Raw genomic sequence first — 20,159 nt, forward strand, 5'->3', positions numbered from 1 at the left:
GGGGCGCGCAAGGGTCAACGCCCCCGAGGCGCCCGAAAGCCCCGATCACGCAGATTTCGCATTTTTAGGGTGACGCGGGCGCGCAAATCATTAGGTTCGGGCGAAATGAAAAACACGATATGGGTGATTGGTATGAAGGTGCAGGCTCGGGCGGTGTCCGCAGTGGTCGGGGCATGTCTGACAGGGATGATCTGGACGGGGGCGGCATGGGCCGAGCCGGTCTGGGTGCAGGTCGAGGCGAAATCCTCGCTCGCGGATGCGCAACAACGCGCAAGCGAATGGGCGGGCGAGGTCGCGAATGTCGCGGGCTTCCAGATGTCAACCGGCTGGTATGCGATCGCGCTTGGCCCCTTTGATACCGAAGCCGAGGCCGACGAGGCCCGCCGCGAGATGCGCCGGAACGGGCAAATTCCGGCCGACGCCTATGTCACCGACGGCGGGCGCTTCCGGCAGCAATTCTGGCCGGTGGGGGCGAATCTGACGCTCGCGACGCCGGAATCCCCAGAGGCCGAACCCACCCAGCCCGAGGCACCGGAGCTTATTGCGACCGCAGAGCCTTCCCCGTCCGAAGAACCTGTCGAAACGCTGGCCGAGTCGCGCCGCTTCGAGGCCGGGCTTTCTCGCGATGAGCTGCGCGACATCCAGTCGGCGCTGGAATGGGAAGGCAGCTATTCGGGCGCCATCGACGGGCTGTTCGGGCGCGGCACGCGGGCCTCTATCGCGGATTGGCAGGGCAAGAGCGGGTTTGAACAGACCGGCGTTCTGGCGACCAGCCAGTATTACGCGCTGATGGACAAGGTTGCCGCCGCCAAAGCCGCCTATGGGTTTGAAACCGTTGACGAAACGGAATCCGGTATTCGCATCACGCTGCCGACCGCGCTGGTCGAGTTCGACCATTACGACCCGCCCTTCGTCCATTTCCGCGAGAAGAACGGCTCGGGGCTGCGCATCCTGCTGATCTCGCAACAGGGCGATCAGGCGCATCTGTCGGGGCTGTATGATGCGATGCAGACGCTTGAAATCGTGCCGATGGACGGACCGCGCAGCCGCGACCGCGCGGGCTTTACCCTGACGGGCGAGAACGCGCGCATCCGCTCGCATACCGAGGCCAGCCTGAAAAACGGTCTGATCAAAGGTTTTACGCTGGTCTATCCGACAGAAAAACAGGCCGAAATGGCCCGTGTCCTGCAAGCGATGCAGCAAAGTTACGCCCCCATCGGATCGACCGCGCTGGACGACACGCTTGGCCAACCGCTTGCGGTCTCGCCCGAGGCGCTGATGGCCGGGCTGAACGTGCGCAAGCCCGTGGCCTCGCATTCGGGGTTCTACACCGATGCGCAAGGCACGGTGCTGACAGCACGTTCAGGGTTTGAGACCTGCGGGCGCGTCACTATCGAAGACCACGACGCGACGGTCGCGCTGCGTGATGCAGCTCTTGGGATCGCGGTTCTGAAACCCGACACCCCGCTTGCTCCGGTCAGTGTGGCGGCCTTCGGGATCGACCAACCCGTCGCCGGATCGGCGGTTGCGGTGGCGGGGTTCTCTTACCCCGAGGCGCTTTCGGCCCCGGTTTTAAGCTTCGGCACGCTTTCCGACCTGTCGGGGCTGGCGGGCGAGGCAGATCAGGCACGACTGGCGGTTGCCACGCTTGACGGCGACGTTGGCGGGCCGGTTCTGGATGCGACAGGCTCGGTCATCGGCGTGCTGATGGCGCGCCCCGAGGATGGCAGCAAACTCCTGCCCGATGACCTCTCGCTGGCGGTTCAGGCAATGTCGGTTGTTCCGGTGCTGGCCGAGAACGGCCTGGCGCCCGTGGCCTCGGATCGCTCGGGCGCGCTGGCCGCCGAGGATCTGGCAGAGCTTGCCGATGGTATGGTCGTTCAGGTCGCCTGCTGGAACTGACCAATAAAAAGGGGGGCCGCGAAGCCCCCCTTCTTCGTTCTATCGCTCCGCGCGCTTATTCCAGCTCGATCAACAGGTCTTTCGCGTCGATCTGCTGACCGGCGGTGACGTGGACCGCCTTCACGGTCGCGGCGCGGTCGGCATGGATGCCGGTTTCCATCTTCATCGCCTCGATCGTCAGCAGCATATCGCCCGCATTGACCTTCTGGCCCGCACTGACCGTTACAGCCGCAACTGCGCCGGGCATCGGCGCGCCGATGTGGTTCGGATTGCCCTGATCGGCCTTGGGCTGCGCTTTGGTGTTGGCCTTGACCGCACGGTTTGGCACACGCACGGCACGCGGCTGACCGTTGAGTTCGAAGAACACCTTCACATCGCCCGCCTCGTCGGTTTCACCCTGCGCCACAAAGCGGATTTCCAGCGTCTTGCCGGGGTCGATCTCGGCCGAGATCTGCTGGCCAGGCTCCATCCCGTAGAAGAACATCCTGGTCGGCAGCGTGCGCACCGGACCATAGCTGCGGTGACGCCCCATGTAATCAAGGAAGACCTTGGGATACATCAGATAGCCCGCCAGATCCTCGTCATCGACGCTAAAGCCGTTAAGCTCCGCCGAGAGTTTGGCGCGGGTTTCCTCAAGGTCGATGGCCGCCAGATGCTTGCCGGGGCGTTCCGTGTTGGGCGCCTCGTCTTTGAGCACCTTCTTCACGATCCCTGCCGGGAACCCGCCAGGAGGCTGGCCCAGATTGCCGCGCATCATGTCGATCACACTATCGGGGAAGGCCACTTCGGTTTTCGGGTCTTCGACCTGCGCCTTGGTGATGCCCTGCGCCACCATCATCAGCGCCATGTCGCCCACGACCTTCGACGACGGCGTCACCTTGACGATGTCCCCGAAAATCTGGTTCGCATCGGCATAGGATTGCGCCACCTCGTGCCAGCGCTCCTCCAGCCCCATCGAGCGCGCCTGCGCCTTGAGGTTGGTGAACTGGCCGCCGGGCATTTCGTGCAGATAGACCTCGGAGGCAGGGGCCGCGAGGCCGCTTTCAAAGGCGGTATACTGCCCGCGCACGGCCTCCCAGTAGTTCGACAGGCGGCGGATCGCGCCGATGTCGAGACCGGTGTCACGCTCGGTATTGGCAAGCGCCTCGACGATCGAGCCAAGGCAGGGCTGCGAGGTGCCGCCCGAGAACGCGTCCATCGCCGCATCGACCGCGTCGACGCCCGCATCGGCAGCCGCCAGAACGGTTGCGCCCGCGATGCCGCTGGTGTCATGGGTGTGGAAGTGGATCGGCAGGCCGACCTCTTCCTTCAGCGCCTTGACCAGAACCCGCGCGGCCGCCGGTTTCAACAAGCCCGCCATGTCCTTCAGGCCCAGAACATGGGCGCCAGCGGCCTCCAGTTCCTTGGCCATGCCGACATAGTATTTCAGGTCATATTTGGCCCGGTTCGGGTCCAGAATATCGCCCGTGTAGCAGATCGTGCCTTCGCAAACCTTGCCCGCCTCGACCACGGCATCCATCGCGACACGCATGTTCTCGACCCAGTTGAGGCTGTCGAACACGCGGAACACATCAACGCCCGAACTTGCAGCCTGACGCACAAAGAACTGCACCACATTGTCGGGGTAGTTCGTATAGCCCACCCCGTTCGAGGCGCGCAGCAGCATCTGCGTCATCACATTCGGCATCGCCGCGCGGATGTCGCGCAGGCGCTGCCACGGGCATTCCTGCAAGAAGCGGTAGGCCACGTCGAAGGTCGCCCCGCCCCAGCATTCAACCGAGAACAGATCGCCCAACTGCGACGCATAGGCGGGCGCGGCCTTGATCATGTCGATCGAACGCATCCGCGTCGCCAGAAGCGACTGGTGGCCATCGCGCATCGTGGTGTCGGTCAGCAGCAGCTTCTTCTGCGCCTTCATCCAGTCGGCAACCGCCTGCGGACCCTTTTCCTCCAGCAGGTTGCGCGTGCCGGGCAGAACTGTGCCCTTTGCGGCGGGAGCCTTGGGCGCGCGCGCCTCGGCATGCGGCTTGGCGCGGCCCGCCGTCTCGGGGTGCCCGTTCACGGTGATGTCCGCGATATAGGTCAGGATCTTGGTGCCACGGTCGCGGCGCTTTTTGAACTGGAACAGGTCGGGAGTGGTGTCGATGAACTTCGTCGAATAGCTCATATCCAGGAAGGTCGGATGCTTGAGCAGGTTGATAACGAAGTCGATATTCGTGCTGACACCGCGAATACGGAACTCGCGCAGGGCACGGTCCATCCGGTGGATCGCGGCATCGGGCGTCTGCGCCCAAGCAGTCACCTTGACCAGAAGCGAGTCGTAATAGCGCGTGATCACACCACCCGCATAAGCCGTGCCACCATCAAGGCGAATGCCCATACCAGTGGCCGAACGGTAGGCCGCGATCCGGCCATAGTCGGGGATGAAGTTGTTCTGCGGGTCTTCGGTCGTCACGCGGCACTGGAGCGCGTGACCCGACAGAGTGACATCCTCTTGCCGCGCGACCCCCGTCGCCTCGGCCAGCGTCGCGCCTTCGGCAATACGGATTTGCGATTGCACGATGTCGATGCCGGTCACCTGTTCGGTGACGGTATGTTCGACCTGCACGCGCGGGTTTACCTCGATGAAATAGAACGCGCCCGATTCCATATCCATCAGGAATTCAACGGTGCCCGCGTTCTGATAGCCAACCGCCTGACCAATCTTCAGCGCCAGCGCGCAGACCTCGGCGCGTTGTTCGGCGCTCAGATAGGGGGCGGGCGCGCGCTCGACAACCTTCTGGTTGCGGCGCTGAACCGAACAGTCGCGCTCGAACAGATGGTAAAGCCCGCCGTGGGTATCGCCCAGAAGCTGCACCTCGACGTGACGCGCGCGGATGATCATCTTTTCCAGATAACCTTCGCCGTTACCAAAGGCGGCCTCGGCCTCGCGGCGGCCTTCGCGGACTTTCTCGACCAGCTCGTCTTCGGACAGGATCGGGCGCATACCGCGGCCACCGCCACCCCAGCTCGCCTTGAGCATCAGCGGATAGCCGATCTCGGCGGCTTCCTTTTTGATCGCGTCGAAATCGTCGCCCAGAACTTCGGTCGCAGGGATCACCGGCACATCGGCCTTGATCGCCACGCGGCGCGCCGAGGCCTTGTCGCCAAGCGCGCGCATGGTTTCCGCCTTGGGGCCGATGAAGGTGATGCCGTTCGCGGCACAGGCCTCGACGAAGTCCGGGTTCTCGGAGAGAAGGCCATAGCCCGGGTGGATCGCATCCGCCCCTGATTCCTTGGCCACGCGGATAATCTCGTCAATCGCGAGATAGGCACCCACCGGCGAAAGCCCTTCGCCGATCCGGTAGGCCTCGTCCGCCTTGAAGCGGTGCAAGCTCAGCTTGTCCTCTTCGGCATAGACGGCAACCGTCTTCTTGCCCATCTCGTTTGCTGCCCGCATCACGCGGATCGCGATCTCACCGCGGTTGGCGATCAGAATCTTATTGAACATGTCGAGCCCTCCCTTCGAATGTCCGAGCGACGGAACCCTAGCGTTGCTGCAGTGCAGCGCAAGAGTGAAACTGCAAAATTAAGCAAATTTTCTTACCAATTCGAAGAAGTTTGCAAATCTTTCGCATCCGGCTACCGCCCGCAGGCATATTCTTGCGCGAAGATACGGGCGCGCGCCTCTGCCCATCGGGCGAAAAACGAACTCATCGCAGCCAGATTCGCCCTGCCCACCCTATCACAGGCACACCCCGCCCCCCGAAAAGCGGACACACCCTTTATAAAGCCCGCGCACGCGGGACCGACTGGCGCGGATCGCCCCGAGCAGATTTTTCCGCCCAACTACGATTTTTCCTCTTGCGGCCCCCCGCACGATCCCCTAAATCCGCCTCCACCGAACCGGTAGCGCGGGCGTAGCTCAGGGGTAGAGCATTACCTTGCCAAGGTAAGGGTCGTGAGTTCGAATCTCATCGCCCGCTCCAGTTCGGACCCAGGCCGCAAGGCCAAAGCTCAGGATGCGGGCGTAGCTCAGGGGTAGAGCATTACCTTGCCAAGGTAAGGGTCGTGAGTTCGAATCTCATCGCCCGCTCCAAACAAAAACCCTCCCTTCGGGGAGGGTTTTGTCTTTTCCGGACAACAGCCCCGCGACAAAGCGGCCAGTGGCGCTTAACAAGAGCGCAACCGCAGCCTATAAGGCGCTGAACAGCAGTTGAAGGATACGCCCATGCGGACCGCCTCGATCACGCGCAACACGGCCGAAACCAAAATCTCCGTCGAGATAAATCTCGATGGCACGGGGGCATACGACAACCAGACCGGGGTCGGCTTTTTCGACCACATGCTTGATCAGTTGTCGCGCCACTCGCTGATTGACATGACGGTGCGCGCGGATGGCGATCTGCATATCGACGATCACCACACCGTCGAGGATACCGGCATTGCCCTTGGGCAGGCGCTGGTTGCCGCGCTTGGCGACAAGAAAGGCATCCGCCGGTATGGCCACTTCGCGCTGGCGATGGATGACACGCAGGTGCAATCCGCGCTTGATTTGTCGGCGCGGCCCTTCCTTGTGTGGAACGTCGATTTCCCGACGCAGAAGATCGGCACCTTTGACACCGAGCTGGTGCGCGAGTTCTTTCAGGCGCTTTCCACGCATGGCGGCATCACGCTGCACATCGACCGCATCCACGGGATCAACAGCCACCACATCGCCGAAGCCGCTTTCAAGGCGGTGGCCCGCGCGCTGCGCATGGCGGTCGAGGTGGACCCGCGCGTCGCCGACCAGCTGCCTTCGACCAAAGGCAAACTCTGATAGCTGCGCACGCGGCCCCCTGACCGGACGAAGAATATGTCACTGACCGCACTTGTCGACTATGACTCGGGCAATCTCCACTCGGCGCAAAAGGCGTTCGAGCGTATGGCGCATGAGGCGGGCCACGGCACGATTGTCGTGACCGCCGAACCCGATGTCGTGGCCAAGGCCGACCGCATTGTCCTGCCGGGCGACGGGGCCTATCCGTCGTGCAAGGCCGCGCTGTTGCGCTTTGATGGCCTGTTCGAGGCGATCGAGGACGCGGTGACGACCCGCGCTGTGCCCTTTATGGGCATCTGTATCGGTATGCAGATGATGGCGACGCGCGGGCTTGAGTTCGAGCCGACCGAGGGTTTTGGCTGGATCCCTGGCGAGGTGGTCAAGATCGACCCCGCCGACGCCTCTCTGAAAGTGCCGCATATGGGCTGGAACGATCTGGTGATCGACAATGCGCACCCGGTTCTGGAGGGCGTCACAACGGGCGATCACGCCTATTTCGTGCACTCCTATCACTTCAAGGTCGCTAATCCGGCTCATCTTCTGGCGCATGTCGATTACGCCGGACCGATCACCGCGATTGTCGGGCGGGACAATATGGTCGGCACACAGTTCCACCCCGAAAAGAGTCAGGCCACCGGCCTTCGGATCATCTCGAACTTCCTGAACTGGACGCCCTGAGCCAGAAACGGTAAAGGCCGCCCCCTTTCAGGGACGGCCCGGCGCAAGCCTGCCCCGCCTGCATTCCTATTTGATCTTGGTCCAGTTCTGCTTGGCGCAGAACAGCCCGCCAGCCACACAGCCCGCCAGTTTCATCGCATTGCCGTTCAGGGTGATTTTCCCCAGATAGGTCTTGCCGTTCGAGGGGCGGAACACCTGCCCCTTGTATTTACCATCCCCCTGCGCGGCCATGTCGATCACGATCATCTTGCCAACATTGGGCGAGTCGTAATGCTTGCCGCCCTGAAAGCTCTCGATGATCTTGCCGCAAAAATTCGGACCGCAGGGCACGATTTTCACATGCGCATAGGCACCGTCATCCTCTTGCGTCTGCCACATTCCCTCAATCGGGTCAGCCATCGCAGCGCCTGCCACAACCGCGAACAGGGCAGCAAAAATACTTGTCTTCATGGGATATTCTCCTCCTACTCCCTGCGGGTCATAAGGGCACATGAACTGATTCTGGTTAAGACTAACCTCACGTCATGGCGTTTTCCTTGCCCTGCCTTCGTGCGCGCGGCATAAGGCGGCCAACATGACAGCCTTCCGGAGTGACAAGCGATGATCCTCTACCCCGCGATCGACCTGAAAGACGGGCAGTGCGTGCGCCTTTTGCACGGCGAAATGGACAAGGCGACCGTCTTTGGTGACGACCCCGCCGCGCAGGCCGCAAAATTCGAGGCCGCAGGCTGCGAATGGGTCCATCTGGTCGACCTGAACGGCGCCTTTGCGGGCGAGCCGGTGAATGCCGCGGCCGTCGAGGCAATCCTCGCGCGCATCAAGGTGCCTGCGCAGCTTGGTGGCGGCATCCGCAACATGGACACGATCGAGCGCTGGATCTCGAAGGGTCTGTCGCGGGTCATTCTTGGCACCGTGGCCGTTGAAAACCCCGATCTCGTGCGCGAGGCCGCGCGCGAATTCCCCGGCAAGGTCGCCGTCGGCATCGACGCGCGCGGCGGGCGTGTGGCGACCAAAGGCTGGGCCGAGGAAACCGATGTCCTTGTCACCGACCTCGCGAAATCCTTTGAAGACGCGGGCGTCAGCGCGATTATCTACACCGACATCATGCGCGATGGTGCAATGACCGGCCCGAATATCGAGGCGACCGAGGCTTTGGCCCGCGCGGTCGAAATTCCGGTGATTGCCTCGGGCGGGGTGTCCTCGCTGCCCGACCTGATCGCCTTGCGCGACACCGGCGTGATTTCGGGCGCGATTTCGGGCCGCGCGATTTATGATGGCGCGCTGGACCTGCAAGCGGCTCTGGCGGCGCTTGGCTCCTGAGCCTTTGCCAACCCGCCCGCGCAGTAGTATCTAGGCCCAAAGGAGCCGCGCCCCATGCTGAAAACCCGGATCATCCCCTGCCTCGATGTTGCCGACGGGCGCGTCGTGAAAGGCGTGAACTTCGTCAATCTGATCGACGCGGGCGATCCGGTCGAGGCGGCCAAGGCCTATGATGCGGCGGGCGCGGACGAGCTGTGCTTTCTCGACATCCACGCGACGCATGAAAACCGCGGCACGATGTTCGATCTGGTGTCGCGCACGGCCGAGCAATGCTTCATGCCGCTGACCGTTGGGGGCGGCGTGCGCACCCATCAGGACGTGCGCGCGCTGTTGCTGGCGGGCGCCGACAAGGTCTCGTTCAACTCGGCTGCCGTGGCCAACCCCGATGTGATTGCCGAGGCCGCCGACCGCTTCGGCAGCCAGTGCATCGTCTGCGCCATCGACGCGAAAACCGTCGAGCCGGGCCGTTGGGAGATTTTCACCCACGGCGGGCGCAAGCCGACGGGCATCGACGCGGTCGAGTTTGCCCGCACGGTCGTCGCCAAAGGCGCGGGCGAGATTTTGCTGACCTCGATGGACCGCGATGGCACCCGCGCGGGCTTCAACCTGCCGCTGACGCGCGCGATTGCGGATGCGGTGGATGTGCCGGTGATCGCCTCGGGCGGCGTTGGCACGCTGGACCACCTCGTCGCCGGCGTGACCGAGGGCCACGCAAGCGCGGTTCTGGCCGCATCCATCTTCCATTTCGGCGAATTCACGATCCGCGAGGCCAAGGAATACATGGCCGCCGCGGGCATTCCGGTAAGGCTTTGACATGACCGTTCTCGACAAACTGGCCGCAACCATCGAAGCGCGCAAATCCGCCGATCCCGATAGCTCGTGGACGGCGAAACTCCTGGCCAAAGGCCCGGAAAAATGCGCCGAGAAATTCGGGGAAGAGGCGATCGAGGCGATCATCGCCGCCGCCAAGAACGACCGTGAGAACCTGACCTACGAGGCGGCGGATGTGATTTATCACCTGCTGGTGATGCTGGCCGCGCGCGATGTGCCTCTGGCCGATGTTCTGGCCGAGCTGGAACGGCGCGAGGGCACCTCGGGCATAGCGGAAAAAGCCTCGCGCGGCTGACCTTGCCATCACCTCCGGTTCCGGCCAAGCTGGCGCAAACCGCTAGGAGGAACCGATGCCCAAAGGTTACTGGATTGGCCACGTCACCGTTGACGACCCGCACGCCTACGAGGCCTACCGCGCCGCCAATGCCGCAGCTTTCGCCAAATATGGCGCGCGGTTCCTTGTGCGGGGCGGGCCGCAAGAGGTGGTCGAGGGCGATCTGCGCCCGCGCGCGGTCGTGATCGAGTTCCCGACCATCGAAGCCGCGCGCGAATGTTACACCAGCCCCGAATATCAGGCCGCGATGGCGCTGCGCACGCCGGTCTCTCAGGCCGACATCTGCATCGTCGAAGGCTACACGCCAGAGTGACTTGCCGCCCTCTTCCCTGCCCCTATGATTAGCCCATGTTCAAATCGCTTCTTTCCCTGCTGACGGCCCCGCACCCTGCCCCCGTTTCCGCGCCCGATGCCGAACTGGCACTTGCGGCTCTTCTGGTGCGGCTGGCGCGTGCGGATGATGACTATGACGCGGGCGAGAAGCTGCGGATCGAACATGTTCTGGCCACGCGCCGGGGGCTTAGCCACGACGAGGCCCGCGCGCGGCGCATCGAGGCCGAGGCGATCGAGGCCGAAGCCCCCGATACCGTGCGCTTTACCCGCGCGCTGAAGGACAAGATCGCCTACGAGGACCGCATCGGCGTGATCGAGGCGATGTGGGAGGTCGCCCTTGCCGACGACGAACGCGCCGCCCCCGAGGATGCGCTGATCCGGCTGGCCTCAAACCTGCTGGGGGTGAACGACCGCGATTCGGCTCTGGCACGCCAGCGGGTTCTCGCGGAACGCGACTAAGCGCCCTCAAAAGGCAGGCTCAGGGCTGTCTTTTTGTCGCTTCCCTTGCGTCAATCGTCATCGGGACGTTGCATTCCCCCCCGGTTTCGAGCCAGACTGACCAACCGGACAATTCCCGGCGTCTATTTCGGAGAAAGCGTGAGCACCTCGACCCCAGTCATCGAAATCCGCGACCTGCACAAGAGTTACGGCGATCTGGAGGTGCTCAAGGGCGTCTCGATCCGGGCCGAGCGCGGGCATGTCATCTCGCTTATCGGCTCGTCCGGCTCTGGCAAATCCACGCTTTTGCGCTGCTGCAACCTGCTTGAGGACAGCCAGCAAGGCGAGGTGATCTTTGACGGCGAACCGGTGCAATGGAAGGGCGCAGGCCATTCCCGCCGCCCCGCCGACCGCGCGCAGGTCACGCGGTTTCGCACCAATCTGTCGATGGTGTTCCAGCAGTTCAACCTCTGGGCCCATATGACGATCTTGCAAAACGTGATGGAGGCGCCTGTCACCGTTCTGGGTCGCGATCCGAAAGAGGTGGCGCCGCTTGCCCGCAAGCTGCTGGAAAAGGTCGGCATTGGCGACAAATGCGACGCCTGGCCCGCACAGCTTTCGGGCGGCCAGCAGCAGCGCGCCGCGATTGCGCGGGCGCTGTGCATGGAGCCGCGCGCGCTTTTGTTCGACGAGCCGACTTCGGCTCTGGACCCCGAGCTTCAGCAAGAGGTGGTCAAGGTCATCAAGGACCTCGCCGCCGAGCACCGCACGATGATTATCGTGACCCATGACATGCGCCTTGCGGCCGATGTGTCGGATCACGTCGTGTTTCTGCATCAGGGCCGGATCGAAGAGGAAGGCCCGCCGGACGCCCTTTTCGGCGCTCCGAAATCGGAACGCCTGCAACAATTCCTGTCGGCCACGATGCCGGCTTGAACCTGAAGAACCCAACCAACAACAGGGGATAACAAGATGAAACAACTGATCCTGAGCGCCGCCGCACTGGCGCTGACCTCCGGTTTCGCACTGGCTGACACTGTGCGCATGGGCACCGAGGGCGCCTACCCTCCCTACAACTTCATCGACGACAACGGTCAGGTTGCCGGTTTCGAGCGCATTGTGGGTGACGAGCTGTGCAAGCGCGCCGAACTCACCTGCGAGTGGGTCACGAACGAGTGGGATTCGATCATCCCGAACCTCGTCTCGGGCAACTATGACACCATCATTGCCGCGATGAGCATCAACGACGAGCGTCGCCAGAGCATCGACTTCACCACCCCCTATTTCCCGCCGGCGGCTTCGGCCTATCTGGCGATGGGCGCGGATGTGGCAGATGGCGCGGTGATCGCGGCGCAAACCGGCACGATCCAGGCTGACCACGTTGCGCAATCGGGCGGCACGCTTGTCGAGTTCGCCACCATCGACGACGCCGTTGCTGCCGCCAAGAACGGCGAAGCGGATGCCGTCTTCGGTGACAAGGAAGTGCTGCGTCCCTTCGCGGATGGCCAAGGCCTTGTCTGGGCTGGCGAAGAGGTCTTCCTTGACGAAGGTATCGGCATCGGCGTTCGCAAATCCGACACCGAGCTGAAAGAAAAGCTGAACGCTGCAATCGACTCGATGAAGGCTGACGGCTCGCTGAACGCCCTTCTGACCGAATACTTCGGCGCCGAAGCGACCACGTTCTAAGATATGACGGGCGGGTGCCAGTGGTGCCCGCCCGCTTTGACCGATGTTTGCAAGCTGCGCCGACCCTTCCCAACTTGACGGCCTGTCATGGCTGATGTGCTACCTGACCTCGGGCAAGCACATGCTGTTCTATTGGTCCTTCCTTGTCGTGCTGTTGCTGATGGTGATCACCGCGCCGCTTGCGCTGCTGCTTGGTTTTGGCGGCGCAATGGCCGCGCGCTCGCCCGTCTGGCCGGTGCGGATGCTGGGCAAGGGCTATACCTCGATGGTGCGCGGTGTGCCTGACATCGTGTTCTTCCTCTTTGTGCCCATCGCGATGGACCAGGGGCTGGAATACATCCGCCACAAGATCAAATGCCCCGACTGGGATCAGCCGATCCGGCAGGGCAACGACTTTCTGGTCTGCGCCGAGGCAAAGCTGCCGCTGTCGTCCTCGCCCCAGATCTGGCACGAGATTTACGGCTTTTCGCTGGCGACACTGGCGTTTGCGGTCGTGTTCGGCGCCTTTGCGGCCAATGTTCTTTATGGGGCGATGCAGGCGGTGCCACGCGCCCAGCTTGAGACCGCCGAGGCCTATGGCATGAACCGCGCGCAGGTGAACCGGCGCATCCTGATCCCGCAGATGTGGACCTATGCCCTGCCCGGCCTGTCGAACCTGTGGATGATCCTGATCAAAGCTACGCCCTTGCTGTTCCTTCTGGGCGTTGAAGACATCGTCTATTGGGCGCGCGAGCTTGGCTCGACGAAATCGAACGTCTACGCCTATCCGCACCCTGACTGGCGGCTCTATTACTTCCTTGTGCTTCTGGCCTTCTATCTGGGCATCACCCGCGTCTCCGAGGTGGTCCTTGGCCGCCTGACCACCCGCCTGTCGCGCGGGCAGGCAACAATGGCGGGCGAAGCGATGCGAAAGGCTGGCGCATGAGCAGCTGCACCGAGATCATCGCCGATTACGCGCTGCGCTCTATCGGCATCGGCGAGCGCGCCTTGCCGCGCACCGACATCACCCTTTGCCACCAGTTCACGCTGATCGGCTCGGGGATGCTGTGGAATATCTACTTCGGCGCGCTGGCGCTGTTTGCGGGATTTTTCCTCGCGACTGCGACGGCGCTTGCGAAAACCTCGGAAAGCGCGTTTGTGCGCAAACCGGCCGAGTGGTTCATCTTTGTGTTCCGCGGCTCGCCCCTCTTTATCCAGTTCTTTCTGGCCTATGAGGCGCTGGTGATGCTGCCGCGCTCGGGGATCGAGGTGTTCGGCATCACCGTCGAGACCGCCTGGACCACCAAAGCCTGGGCGGGCGCGCTGTTCGTGATGTTCCTCAACACATCGGCCTATGCCGCCGAGATTTTCTACGGCGCGCTGCGCTCTGTCCCCAAGGGCGATCTTGAGGCGGCGGATGCCTATGGCCTCACCGGCTGGAAAAAGTTCCGCCGCGTCGTCTGGCCCACCATGCTGCGCCTTGCGTGGCCCGCCTATACGAACGAGGCGATCTTCCTGTTCCACGCCACCACGCTGGTGTTTTTCTCGGGCTTTCCGGCCTTCCGGCAAGAGGGCGACGCGCTTTATTACGCGTCGTATTTCGCCGACAAGACCTTCAACCCCTTCATCCCCTATCCTATCACGGCCTTCTATTTCATCTTGTTGACGCTCACCGTTATCGGCCTGTTCGGGATCATCAACCGCCGCCTGAACCGCCACCTTCCGGGGGCCGATCGCCCGAAGCTCAGGGTCAGGCCGCAGATCGTCAGGTAAGCTATGGACTGGCTCAGAGAACACCCCGAGGTCAAAACCTTCCGCGTTGCTGCGGCTGATCTGAACGGGGTGGCGCGGGGCAAGCGTATTCCGGCGCGGTTCACGCAAAAACTGATGTCCGAGGGCACGCGGTTTCCGTTTTCGGTGATGAACCTCGACATCTGGGGCGAGGATGTCGAGGACAGCCCGCTGGTCTTTGAAAGCGGCGATCCGGACGGGCTGTTGCTGCCCACAGATCGCGGTTTCCTGCCGATGCCGTGGCTTGATGCGCCGACCGCTTTGCTGCCGATCTGGATGTTCCACCTTGATGGCCGCCCCTATCTGGGCGACCCGCGTCAGGCGCTCGCGGCGGTGGTTGACCGTTATAAGGCTGCTGGCCTGACCCCCGTCGTCGCGACCGAGCTGGAGTTCTTTCTGATCGACGACTCGGGCAAGACCTTGCGCGTGCCGCCCTCGCCCCGTTCGGGCAAGCGGCGCACAGGGGGCGAAGTTCTCAGCCTGCGGGCGCTGGACGCGTTCGATCGGTTCTTCACCGCGCTTTATGACGCCTGCGAGGCGATGGACATTCCCGCCGATACCGCGATTTCCGAGGCGGGGCCGGGCCAGTTCGAGATCAACCTCATGCATCAGGCCGACCCGCTGAAGGCCGCGGATGATACGTGGCTCTTCAAGATGCTGGTCAAAGGGCTGGCGCGCGCGCACGGGTTTGCGGCCTCTTTCATGGCAAAACCCTATGGCGCCTGGCCCGGAAACGGGATGCACACGCATTTCTCGATTTTGGACAAAAACGGGGCCAATATCTTCAACGATGGGTCCGATAAAGGCTCGGACAGGCTGCGCCACGCGGTCGGCGGCATCCTTAAGGCGATGCCGGGATCAACCCTTGTCTTCGCGCCCCACGCCAACAGCTACGATCGCCTTGTGCCGGATGCGCACGCGCCCACGGGCATCGGTTGGGCCTATGAAAACCGCACCGCCGCGATCCGCATTCCGGCCTCGGGTCCGGCCGCGCGGCGGATCGAGCATCGCGTCGCGGGGGGCGATGTGAACCCCTATCTGATGATCTCGGCCATTCTTGGGGCCGCGCTGATCGGGTTGGAGGATCAGACGCCCGCGCCCGCGCCCTTCCACGGCAACGCCTATCAGCAAAACCTGCCGCAGCTTCCCGCCAATTGGGGCGACGCGATCGAGGCGTTTGCCAATTGCGAGATTACCAAGCGCATCTTCCCCGAGGAACTGATCCGCACCTTCCTGATGACCAAGCGGCAAGAGCTGCACTATATGGCGGAACTCTCCGAGGCCGAGCAGGTCGAGCTGTATCTCGATACTGTCTAGCGGCTAGACCCCCAGCCGGTCGCGCAGCGAAAACCAGCTCATCGCTGCGACTAACAGCGGCCAGCGCAGCATCGCGCCACCCGGGAACGCAGGCACGTTCAGCCCTGCGAACACGTCAAAGCGCCCCGCCTGCCCCGCGACTGCCTCGGCCATGATCTTGCCCGCCAGCGTCCCCATCGCCACCCCATGCCCCGAGAACCCCGAGGCCGACAGGATATTCGGCCCGACGCGCAAAAACGCGGGCATCCGGTTCATAGTGATCGCCAGCGTCCCGCCCCAGGTATAGTCGATGCGGGCATCGCGCAGATGCGGATAGACCTCCAGCATCGGCTTTGTCACCGTCTTGCGGATGTCGGGGAAGCGGTAGCCATAGCTTTCGCCGCCCCCGAACAAAAGCCGGTTATCCTCGGACAGGCGCCAGTAGTTCACCACGAATTTCGTGTCCGCCACGGCAATATTCTCGCGCAGCACCCCTGCCACGCGCGCGCCCAACGGCTCGGTCGCGACGATGAAGTTGTTGATCGGCATAACGCGGGCCGCAACGCGGGTATTCAGCCCGCCCAGATAGCCGTTGGCCGCCAGAAGAACGTGGTCAGCCTCAACATGGCCTTGCGCCGTTTGCACCTTCGCAGGCGCGCCGGAATGGATGTGATGCACGACCGATCCTTCGCAGATCGTGGCCCCCGCAGCCTCCGCCGCCAAAGCCAGCCCCTGCGCGAAGTTCAGCGGGTGCAGATGCCCCGCGCCACGGTCAATATCGCCGCCCTTATAGACGGGGGACGGGAGGATCTCGGCCAAGGCCTCACGCGAGAGCGGCGTGACCTGCGTGTAGCCGTAATCCCGCGCAAGTTTTTCGGCGTAGTGGTGGGAATGGTTCACCTCGGCCTCGGTCCGGCAGGCATGCGCAATGCCGGGGTAGAAGGTAACGGGCATCGCGTGGGCGTCGATCAGCCCGCGCACCAGCGATTTGGCCTCTTCGCCAAAATCCCACAACCTGCGCGCGGTCTCTGGCCCGTAATGGCGCTCAAGCTCGTCTTGCTCCAGCCGCTGCCCCGAACCGACCTGCCCGCCATTGCGCCCCGAGGCGCCAAAGCCCACGCGGTGCGCCTCGAGCAGGATCACCGACAGCCCCTTTTCCGCCGCATGAAGCGCCGCCGACAGGCCGGTAAAGCCCCCGCCGATGATACACAGATCAACGCGGTGACGCCCTTTCAACGCGGGCCAGCGTCGGTCGCTGGCGGCTGTCGCGGCGTAATAGCTTGGCGCATGTTCGCCGCGCTGGTCATTGGCGAAAAGCAGGTTCATAGGGTTACACGTTCAGCAGCAGATGCTCACGCTCCCACGGGCTGATGACTTGCAGGAACTCTTTGTATTCGTTGCGCTTTACAGCCTCGTAAACGGTGCAGAACTCGACGCCCAGAACCTCGCGCACGGGCGCGCTGTCGGACAAAAGATCCAGCGCATCGCCAAGGGTATTCGGCACATCCTCGGCACTGCGATAAGCGTCGCCAAGGCATTCGGCCTTGGGCATCTTCTGTTCTTTCAGCCCGATATAGGCGCAGGCCAGCGAGGCCGCGAGCCCGAGATAGGGGTTGCAATCCATGCCCGCCAAGCGGTTCTCGATCCGGCGCGCTTCCGGCCCCGAGATCGGCACGCGCAGCCCCGTAGTGCGGTTGTCGCGGCCCCATTCCAGATTGATTGGTGCAGCAAAATCAGGGACATAGCGGCGATAGCTGTTCACATAGGGGGCGAGCAGCGCGATCACCGCCGGCAGGTGGTTTTGTAGCCCCGCAATGGCGTGCATGAAGGCTTCGGTCTCGCCGCCCTCGGCATCGGAAAAGATATTCTGGCCGGTTTTGATGTCGATCACCGACTGGTGGATATGCATCGCAGAGCCAGGCTCGCCCTCAATCGGTTTGGCCATGAAAGTTGCAAAGCAATCGTGACGCAGCGCGGCCTCGCGGATCAGGCGTTTGAAGTAGAAAATCTGGTCAGCCAGCGCAATCGGATCGCCATGCGCGAGGTTGATCTCGATCTGCCCCGCCCCGCCTTCTTGCAAGATGCCGTCGATCTCAAAGCCCTGAAGCTCGGCGAAGTCGTAAATATCGTCGATCACCTTGCCGTATTCATCGACCGCCGACATCGAATAGGCCTGCTTGGCCGCAGCGCGCCGCCCCGAGCGTCCCATCGGCGGAATGATCGGCTGGTTCGGGTCGATGTTGCGCGCGACCAGAAAGAACTCCATCTCGGGGGCGACGATCGGGCGCCAGCCTTCGGCCTCATACAGCGAGAGCACCCTTTTCAACACGTTGCGCGGCGCGATTGGCACGGGGTTGCCCTGCTGGTCCTGCACGTCATGGATCACCTGAAGCGTCCAGTCCGCCGTCCACGGTGCCGCCGTCGCAGTCGAGAAATCCGGCACAAGGATCATATCCGGCTCGGTGAACGCGCCCATCGGGTTATCGGCCCATTCGCCGGTGATGGTTTGCAAAAAGATCGAGTTCGGCAGGAAAAACCTGTCCTGGAACTGGAACTTCGAGGCAGGCATCGCCTTGCCCCGCGCAACGCCCGCAATGTCAGCGACGATACATTCAACTTCGTCAAGGCGGCGGCCCACAAGGTAGTCGCGCGCGGCTTCGGGGATCTGGTCTTTCCAGTCGGACATGGGTCACCTTTTCGGGGACGTCACCGCGTCCCGGGGTTGTAAAAAGAACTCTGCGATACGCTCGGCCAAACGCGCGGCCGAAGTTGGATGGCCAAGGTTCGCGGTCGCAGCCTGCATCAGGGATTCGGGCACGACGCCCTTACCGCGCTCACGGATCAGGCCTTCGATAACTGCATCCGAAAACTCGGGATGTGCCTGAACGGTGAAGGCTCGGTCACCATAGACGAGGGCGGCATTTTCACAAAAGTCGTTGCAGCCAACCGCTTCGGCCTCGGGCGGGCGCACCGTCACCTGATCCTGATGCCAGGCGTTCAGACGGATTTCCTGGCCCTTGAAATCATAGCTTTGCGGGCCAACCGCCCAGCCACCATGGAACTTTTCGACCTTTCCGCCAAGCGCCTGCGCGATGATCTGGTGGCCAAAGCAGATCCCCACAAGCGGCACATCGGCCGCATAGGCCGCCCGGATGAACTCTTCCAGCGGCGCGATGAACGGGTGGTCCTCATAGGCGCCGTGGCGCGAGCCGGTAATCAGCCAGCCCTCGCAGTCATGAATATCAGCGGGAAATTCCATTGCCTCGACGTGATAGGTGCGAAACTCCAGCCCGCGCCTGGCCAAAAGCGCGCGGAACATATCGGGGTAATCGCCAAGGCTGTCGCGGAGGCTTTCGGCCATCTGGCCGGTCTGGAGAATGCCGATCAGCATAGAACGCTCGTTGGTAGGTGGTAGCGAAACCGTAGCCTTCCCGATGGCACGGGGCAAGGGGGCACGCAGACCCGCCCCTAGCCGTTCAGAACATCCATCGCCGCGCGGTGCAGCACCGGATTGGCCGCTGCCAAAACCTGCCCGCCCGCGCTGGCCGGATTGCCCTGCCAGTCGGTCACGATACCGCCTGCCGCCTCGATCACGGCAATAGGGGCTGCAATATCATAGGGTTGCAGCCCCGCTTCGACAACAAGATCAATCTGTCCCGCCGCCAAAAGCGCATAGGCGTAGCAATCCATGCCATAGCGCGTCAGGCGGCACTGGCCGGACAGGCGCGCGAAGGCCGCACCCTCATCGGCAGTGCCAACCTCGGGGAAGGTGGTGAATATCGTCGCCTGAGACAGTTCGCGCGTGGCGCGCGTCGCCAAAGCGCCCTGCCCCTGCGGGCCGGAAAGCTGCGCAAGCCCGAAGCCGCCGATGAACCGCTCGCCAATATAGGGCTGGTCGATGACGCCAAGGTAGGGCTGCCCCGGCACGGAACCTTCGGCAGACAGCGCGATCAGCACCCCCCAGGTCGGCGTGCCCGACATATAGCCGCGTGTGCCATCGATCGGGTCCAGCACCCAAGTCAGCCCGCTGGTGCCGGTTTTGACGCCGTATTCCTCGCCGTAGATGCCATCTTGCGGACGCGCCTTTTCAATCATCGCGCGCATCGCCGCCTCGGCCGCGCGATCCGCCGCTGTCACCGGATCGAACCCTTCCGACAGCTTGGTCTCGGCGGCGATCCCGCCCATGGGCCGGAACTGCGCCAGTGTCTCGGCGCGGGCCACATCGGCCAGCCGACCGGCAAGCGCCAAAATCTCTGCCGCTTCGGCAGCATCACGGATCTGGGGGGGGAAATCCTGCATTCCGGCCTCCTGAAAAGATAAAGGGAGCGGTAAACGCCCCCTTTCCTCTGGTCAAGCGACCATATCGCAAGCGCGGATCAGGCCGCGTCCGACAGCACCTTAGCCAGTTCGAACAGGCGGCGACGCTGAGCCTCTGGGATCGCGTAGTAGGACCGCAGAAGCGCCAGTGCCTCTTTGTCCGACATAATATCGCCCGCAACTTCGTTGGTTGCCTTGCTTTCGCCGGCCAGCCCTTCGAAGAAGAACGAAATCGACACGCCGAGCGCATCGGAAATATCCCAAAGCCGCGACGCGGAAACCCGGTTCATGCCGGTTTCATATTTCTGAATTTGCTGAAATTTAATGCCAACCTTATCGGCGAGTTGCTGCTGGGTCATACCGATCATCCAACGACGATGACGGATCCGCTTGCCAACATGCACATCCACAGGGTGTTTCATATTATATACCTCGATCTATGCTGTCCTTGACGTT

The 20,159-nt window shown here is 62.9% G+C and carries 20 protein-coding genes and 2 tRNA genes; 15 read left to right on the top strand and 7 right to left on the bottom strand.

Translation table 11 applies throughout. The annotated features are described in order from the left end of the window. Positions 1 to 105 precede the first annotated feature (105 nt). Positions 106 to 1,902 carry a trypsin-like peptidase domain-containing protein gene (locus tag RYZ20_RS04845; protein ID WP_317670887.1) on the top strand — a complete coding sequence of 599 codons (1,797 nt, stop codon included), beginning with the start codon at positions 106 to 108 and terminating at the stop codon, positions 1,900 to 1,902. 55 nt (positions 1,903 to 1,957) lie between these two features. On the opposite strand, the gene RYZ20_RS04850 is transcribed toward RYZ20_RS04845, so the two are convergent. Next, positions 1,958 to 5,392: a pyruvate carboxylase gene (locus RYZ20_RS04850; RefSeq protein WP_317670889.1), complete on the bottom strand. Its 3,435-nt coding sequence runs from the start codon at positions 5,390 to 5,392 to the stop codon at positions 1,958 to 1,960. A gap of 403 nt (positions 5,393 to 5,795) precedes the next feature. Between RYZ20_RS04850 and RYZ20_RS04855 the strand changes: the two genes are divergently transcribed. The 4 genes from RYZ20_RS04855 to hisH all read left to right on the top strand — a co-directional run bounded on the left by RYZ20_RS04855 (position 5,796) and on the right by hisH (position 7,378). Next, positions 5,796 to 5,870, top strand: a tRNA-Gly gene (locus RYZ20_RS04855). Positions 5,871 to 5,905: 35 nt separating this feature from the next. Then, positions 5,906 to 5,980 (top strand) — tRNA-Gly (locus RYZ20_RS04860). A gap of 132 nt (positions 5,981 to 6,112) precedes the next feature. Beyond that, complete coding sequence (gene hisB / locus RYZ20_RS04865; RefSeq protein WP_317670891.1) at positions 6,113 to 6,700, top strand: imidazoleglycerol-phosphate dehydratase HisB; 588 nt, start codon at positions 6,113 to 6,115, stop codon at positions 6,698 to 6,700. A 36-nt stretch (positions 6,701 to 6,736) separates the two neighbouring features. Next, entirely contained in the window at positions 6,737 to 7,378 is a 642-nt protein-coding gene (gene hisH, locus RYZ20_RS04870) for an imidazole glycerol phosphate synthase subunit HisH (RefSeq protein WP_317670893.1), read from the top strand. Positions 7,379 to 7,444: 66 nt separating this feature from the next. On the opposite strand, the gene RYZ20_RS04875 is transcribed toward hisH, so the two are convergent. Beyond that, the gene (locus tag RYZ20_RS04875; RefSeq protein WP_317670895.1) at positions 7,445 to 7,828 is read right to left on the bottom strand and encodes a DUF2147 domain-containing protein; all 384 of its coding nucleotides are present in this window, start codon (positions 7,826 to 7,828) and stop codon (positions 7,445 to 7,447) included. 150 nt (positions 7,829 to 7,978) lie between these two features. Between RYZ20_RS04875 and hisA the strand changes: the two genes are divergently transcribed. The 10 genes from hisA to RYZ20_RS04925 all read left to right on the top strand — a co-directional run bounded on the left by hisA (position 7,979) and on the right by RYZ20_RS04925 (position 15,407). Next, positions 7,979 to 8,698 carry a 1-(5-phosphoribosyl)-5-[(5-phosphoribosylamino)methylideneamino]imidazole-4-carboxamide isomerase gene (hisA, locus tag RYZ20_RS04880; RefSeq protein WP_317670897.1) on the top strand — a complete coding sequence of 240 codons (720 nt, stop codon included), beginning with the start codon at positions 7,979 to 7,981 and terminating at the stop codon, positions 8,696 to 8,698. Positions 8,699 to 8,752: 54 nt separating this feature from the next. Further along, entirely contained in the window at positions 8,753 to 9,511 is a 759-nt protein-coding gene (gene hisF / locus RYZ20_RS04885) for an imidazole glycerol phosphate synthase subunit HisF (RefSeq protein ID WP_317670899.1), read from the top strand. Position 9,512: 1 nt separating this feature from the next. Further along, complete coding sequence (locus RYZ20_RS04890; protein WP_317670901.1) at positions 9,513 to 9,824, top strand: phosphoribosyl-ATP diphosphatase; 312 nt, start codon at positions 9,513 to 9,515, stop codon at positions 9,822 to 9,824. A gap of 55 nt (positions 9,825 to 9,879) precedes the next feature. Then, entirely contained in the window at positions 9,880 to 10,176 is a 297-nt protein-coding gene (locus tag RYZ20_RS04895) for a DUF1330 domain-containing protein (RefSeq protein ID WP_317670903.1), read from the top strand. Positions 10,177 to 10,211: 35 nt separating this feature from the next. Beyond that, positions 10,212 to 10,655 carry a tellurite resistance TerB family protein gene (locus RYZ20_RS04900; RefSeq protein WP_317670905.1) on the top strand — a complete coding sequence of 148 codons (444 nt, stop codon included), beginning with the start codon at positions 10,212 to 10,214 and terminating at the stop codon, positions 10,653 to 10,655. A 138-nt stretch (positions 10,656 to 10,793) separates the two neighbouring features. After that, complete coding sequence (locus RYZ20_RS04905; protein WP_317670907.1) at positions 10,794 to 11,570, top strand: ABC transporter ATP-binding protein; 777 nt, start codon at positions 10,794 to 10,796, stop codon at positions 11,568 to 11,570. Between the two features lie 36 nt (positions 11,571 to 11,606). Next, the gene (locus RYZ20_RS04910) at positions 11,607 to 12,320 is read left to right on the top strand and encodes a transporter substrate-binding domain-containing protein (RefSeq protein WP_317670909.1); all 714 of its coding nucleotides are present in this window, start codon (positions 11,607 to 11,609) and stop codon (positions 12,318 to 12,320) included. A gap of 43 nt (positions 12,321 to 12,363) precedes the next feature. Next, the gene (locus RYZ20_RS04915) at positions 12,364 to 13,245 is read left to right on the top strand and encodes an ABC transporter permease (protein WP_317670911.1); all 882 of its coding nucleotides are present in this window, start codon (positions 12,364 to 12,366) and stop codon (positions 13,243 to 13,245) included. Further along, a complete protein-coding gene (locus RYZ20_RS04920) occupies positions 13,242 to 14,072 on the top strand; it encodes an ABC transporter permease (RefSeq protein WP_317670913.1) in 831 nt (276 codons plus the stop codon). The genes RYZ20_RS04915 and RYZ20_RS04920 overlap by 4 nt, the downstream gene beginning before the upstream one ends. A gap of 3 nt (positions 14,073 to 14,075) precedes the next feature. Then, positions 14,076 to 15,407, top strand: a complete 1,332-nt coding sequence (locus RYZ20_RS04925; protein ID WP_317670915.1) for a glutamine synthetase family protein — start codon at positions 14,076 to 14,078, stop codon at positions 15,405 to 15,407. Positions 15,408 to 15,410: 3 nt separating this feature from the next. Here RYZ20_RS04925 and RYZ20_RS04930 read toward each other — a convergent pair whose 3' ends face one another. The 5 genes from RYZ20_RS04930 to RYZ20_RS04950 all read right to left on the bottom strand — a co-directional run bounded on the left by RYZ20_RS04930 (position 15,411) and on the right by RYZ20_RS04950 (position 20,125). Then, positions 15,411 to 16,712, bottom strand: a complete 1,302-nt coding sequence (locus RYZ20_RS04930) for an NAD(P)/FAD-dependent oxidoreductase (RefSeq protein ID WP_317670917.1) — start codon at positions 16,710 to 16,712, stop codon at positions 15,411 to 15,413. A gap of 4 nt (positions 16,713 to 16,716) precedes the next feature. Beyond that, positions 16,717 to 18,072: a glutamine synthetase family protein gene (locus tag RYZ20_RS04935; RefSeq protein ID WP_317670919.1), complete on the bottom strand. Its 1,356-nt coding sequence runs from the start codon at positions 18,070 to 18,072 to the stop codon at positions 16,717 to 16,719. Positions 18,073 to 18,075: 3 nt separating this feature from the next. Then, on the bottom strand, positions 18,076 to 18,777 hold the full coding sequence (locus RYZ20_RS04940) for a type 1 glutamine amidotransferase (protein ID WP_317670921.1): 702 nt from the start codon (positions 18,775 to 18,777) through the stop codon (positions 18,076 to 18,078). A 77-nt stretch (positions 18,778 to 18,854) separates the two neighbouring features. Further along, the gene (gene hisN / locus RYZ20_RS04945) at positions 18,855 to 19,685 is read right to left on the bottom strand and encodes a histidinol-phosphatase (protein ID WP_317670923.1); all 831 of its coding nucleotides are present in this window, start codon (positions 19,683 to 19,685) and stop codon (positions 18,855 to 18,857) included. Between the two features lie 77 nt (positions 19,686 to 19,762). Beyond that, a complete protein-coding gene (locus RYZ20_RS04950) occupies positions 19,763 to 20,125 on the bottom strand; it encodes a helix-turn-helix domain-containing protein (protein WP_317670925.1) in 363 nt (120 codons plus the stop codon). Between the last annotated feature and the right edge of the window lie 34 nt (positions 20,126 to 20,159).

Source organism: Pseudothioclava alba (genome assembly GCF_033100795.1).
GTDB lineage: Bacteria > Pseudomonadota > Alphaproteobacteria > Rhodobacterales > Rhodobacteraceae > Pseudothioclava.

Bases quoted from the DNA above. Each gene is read 5' to 3' on its own strand.
- RYZ20_RS04875 (WP_317670895.1), bottom strand. From the start codon at position 7,828: ATGAAGACAAGTATTTTTGCTGCCCTGTTCGCGGTTGTGGCAGGCGCT.
- RYZ20_RS04930 (WP_317670917.1), bottom strand. From the start codon at position 16,712: ATGAACCTGCTTTTCGCCAATGACCAGCGCGGCGAACATGCGCCAAGC.
- RYZ20_RS04920 (WP_317670913.1), top strand. From the start codon at position 13,242: ATGAGCAGCTGCACCGAGATCATCGCCGATTACGCGCTGCGCTCTATC.
- hisF (WP_317670899.1), top strand. From the start codon at position 8,753: ATGCTGAAAACCCGGATCATCCCCTGCCTCGATGTTGCCGACGGGCGC.
- hisA (WP_317670897.1), top strand. From the start codon at position 7,979: ATGATCCTCTACCCCGCGATCGACCTGAAAGACGGGCAGTGCGTGCGC.
- RYZ20_RS04845 (WP_317670887.1), top strand. From the start codon at position 106: ATGAAAAACACGATATGGGTGATTGGTATGAAGGTGCAGGCTCGGGCG.
- hisH (WP_317670893.1), top strand. From the start codon at position 6,737: ATGTCACTGACCGCACTTGTCGACTATGACTCGGGCAATCTCCACTCG.
- RYZ20_RS04915 (WP_317670911.1), top strand. From the start codon at position 12,364: ATGTTTGCAAGCTGCGCCGACCCTTCCCAACTTGACGGCCTGTCATGG.
- RYZ20_RS04890 (WP_317670901.1), top strand. From the start codon at position 9,513: ATGACCGTTCTCGACAAACTGGCCGCAACCATCGAAGCGCGCAAATCC.
- hisB (WP_317670891.1), top strand. From the start codon at position 6,113: ATGCGGACCGCCTCGATCACGCGCAACACGGCCGAAACCAAAATCTCC.
- RYZ20_RS04925 (WP_317670915.1), top strand. From the start codon at position 14,076: ATGGACTGGCTCAGAGAACACCCCGAGGTCAAAACCTTCCGCGTTGCT.
- RYZ20_RS04910 (WP_317670909.1), top strand. From the start codon at position 11,607: ATGAAACAACTGATCCTGAGCGCCGCCGCACTGGCGCTGACCTCCGGT.
- RYZ20_RS04895 (WP_317670903.1), top strand. From the start codon at position 9,880: ATGCCCAAAGGTTACTGGATTGGCCACGTCACCGTTGACGACCCGCAC.
- RYZ20_RS04850 (WP_317670889.1), bottom strand. From the start codon at position 5,392: ATGTTCAATAAGATTCTGATCGCCAACCGCGGTGAGATCGCGATCCGC.
- RYZ20_RS04900 (WP_317670905.1), top strand. From the start codon at position 10,212: ATGTTCAAATCGCTTCTTTCCCTGCTGACGGCCCCGCACCCTGCCCCC.
- RYZ20_RS04935 (WP_317670919.1), bottom strand. From the start codon at position 18,072: ATGTCCGACTGGAAAGACCAGATCCCCGAAGCCGCGCGCGACTACCTT.
- hisN (WP_317670923.1), bottom strand. From the start codon at position 19,685: ATGCAGGATTTCCCCCCCCAGATCCGTGATGCTGCCGAAGCGGCAGAG.
- RYZ20_RS04940 (WP_317670921.1), bottom strand. From the start codon at position 18,777: ATGCTGATCGGCATTCTCCAGACCGGCCAGATGGCCGAAAGCCTCCGC.
- RYZ20_RS04950 (WP_317670925.1), bottom strand. From the start codon at position 20,125: ATGAAACACCCTGTGGATGTGCATGTTGGCAAGCGGATCCGTCATCGT.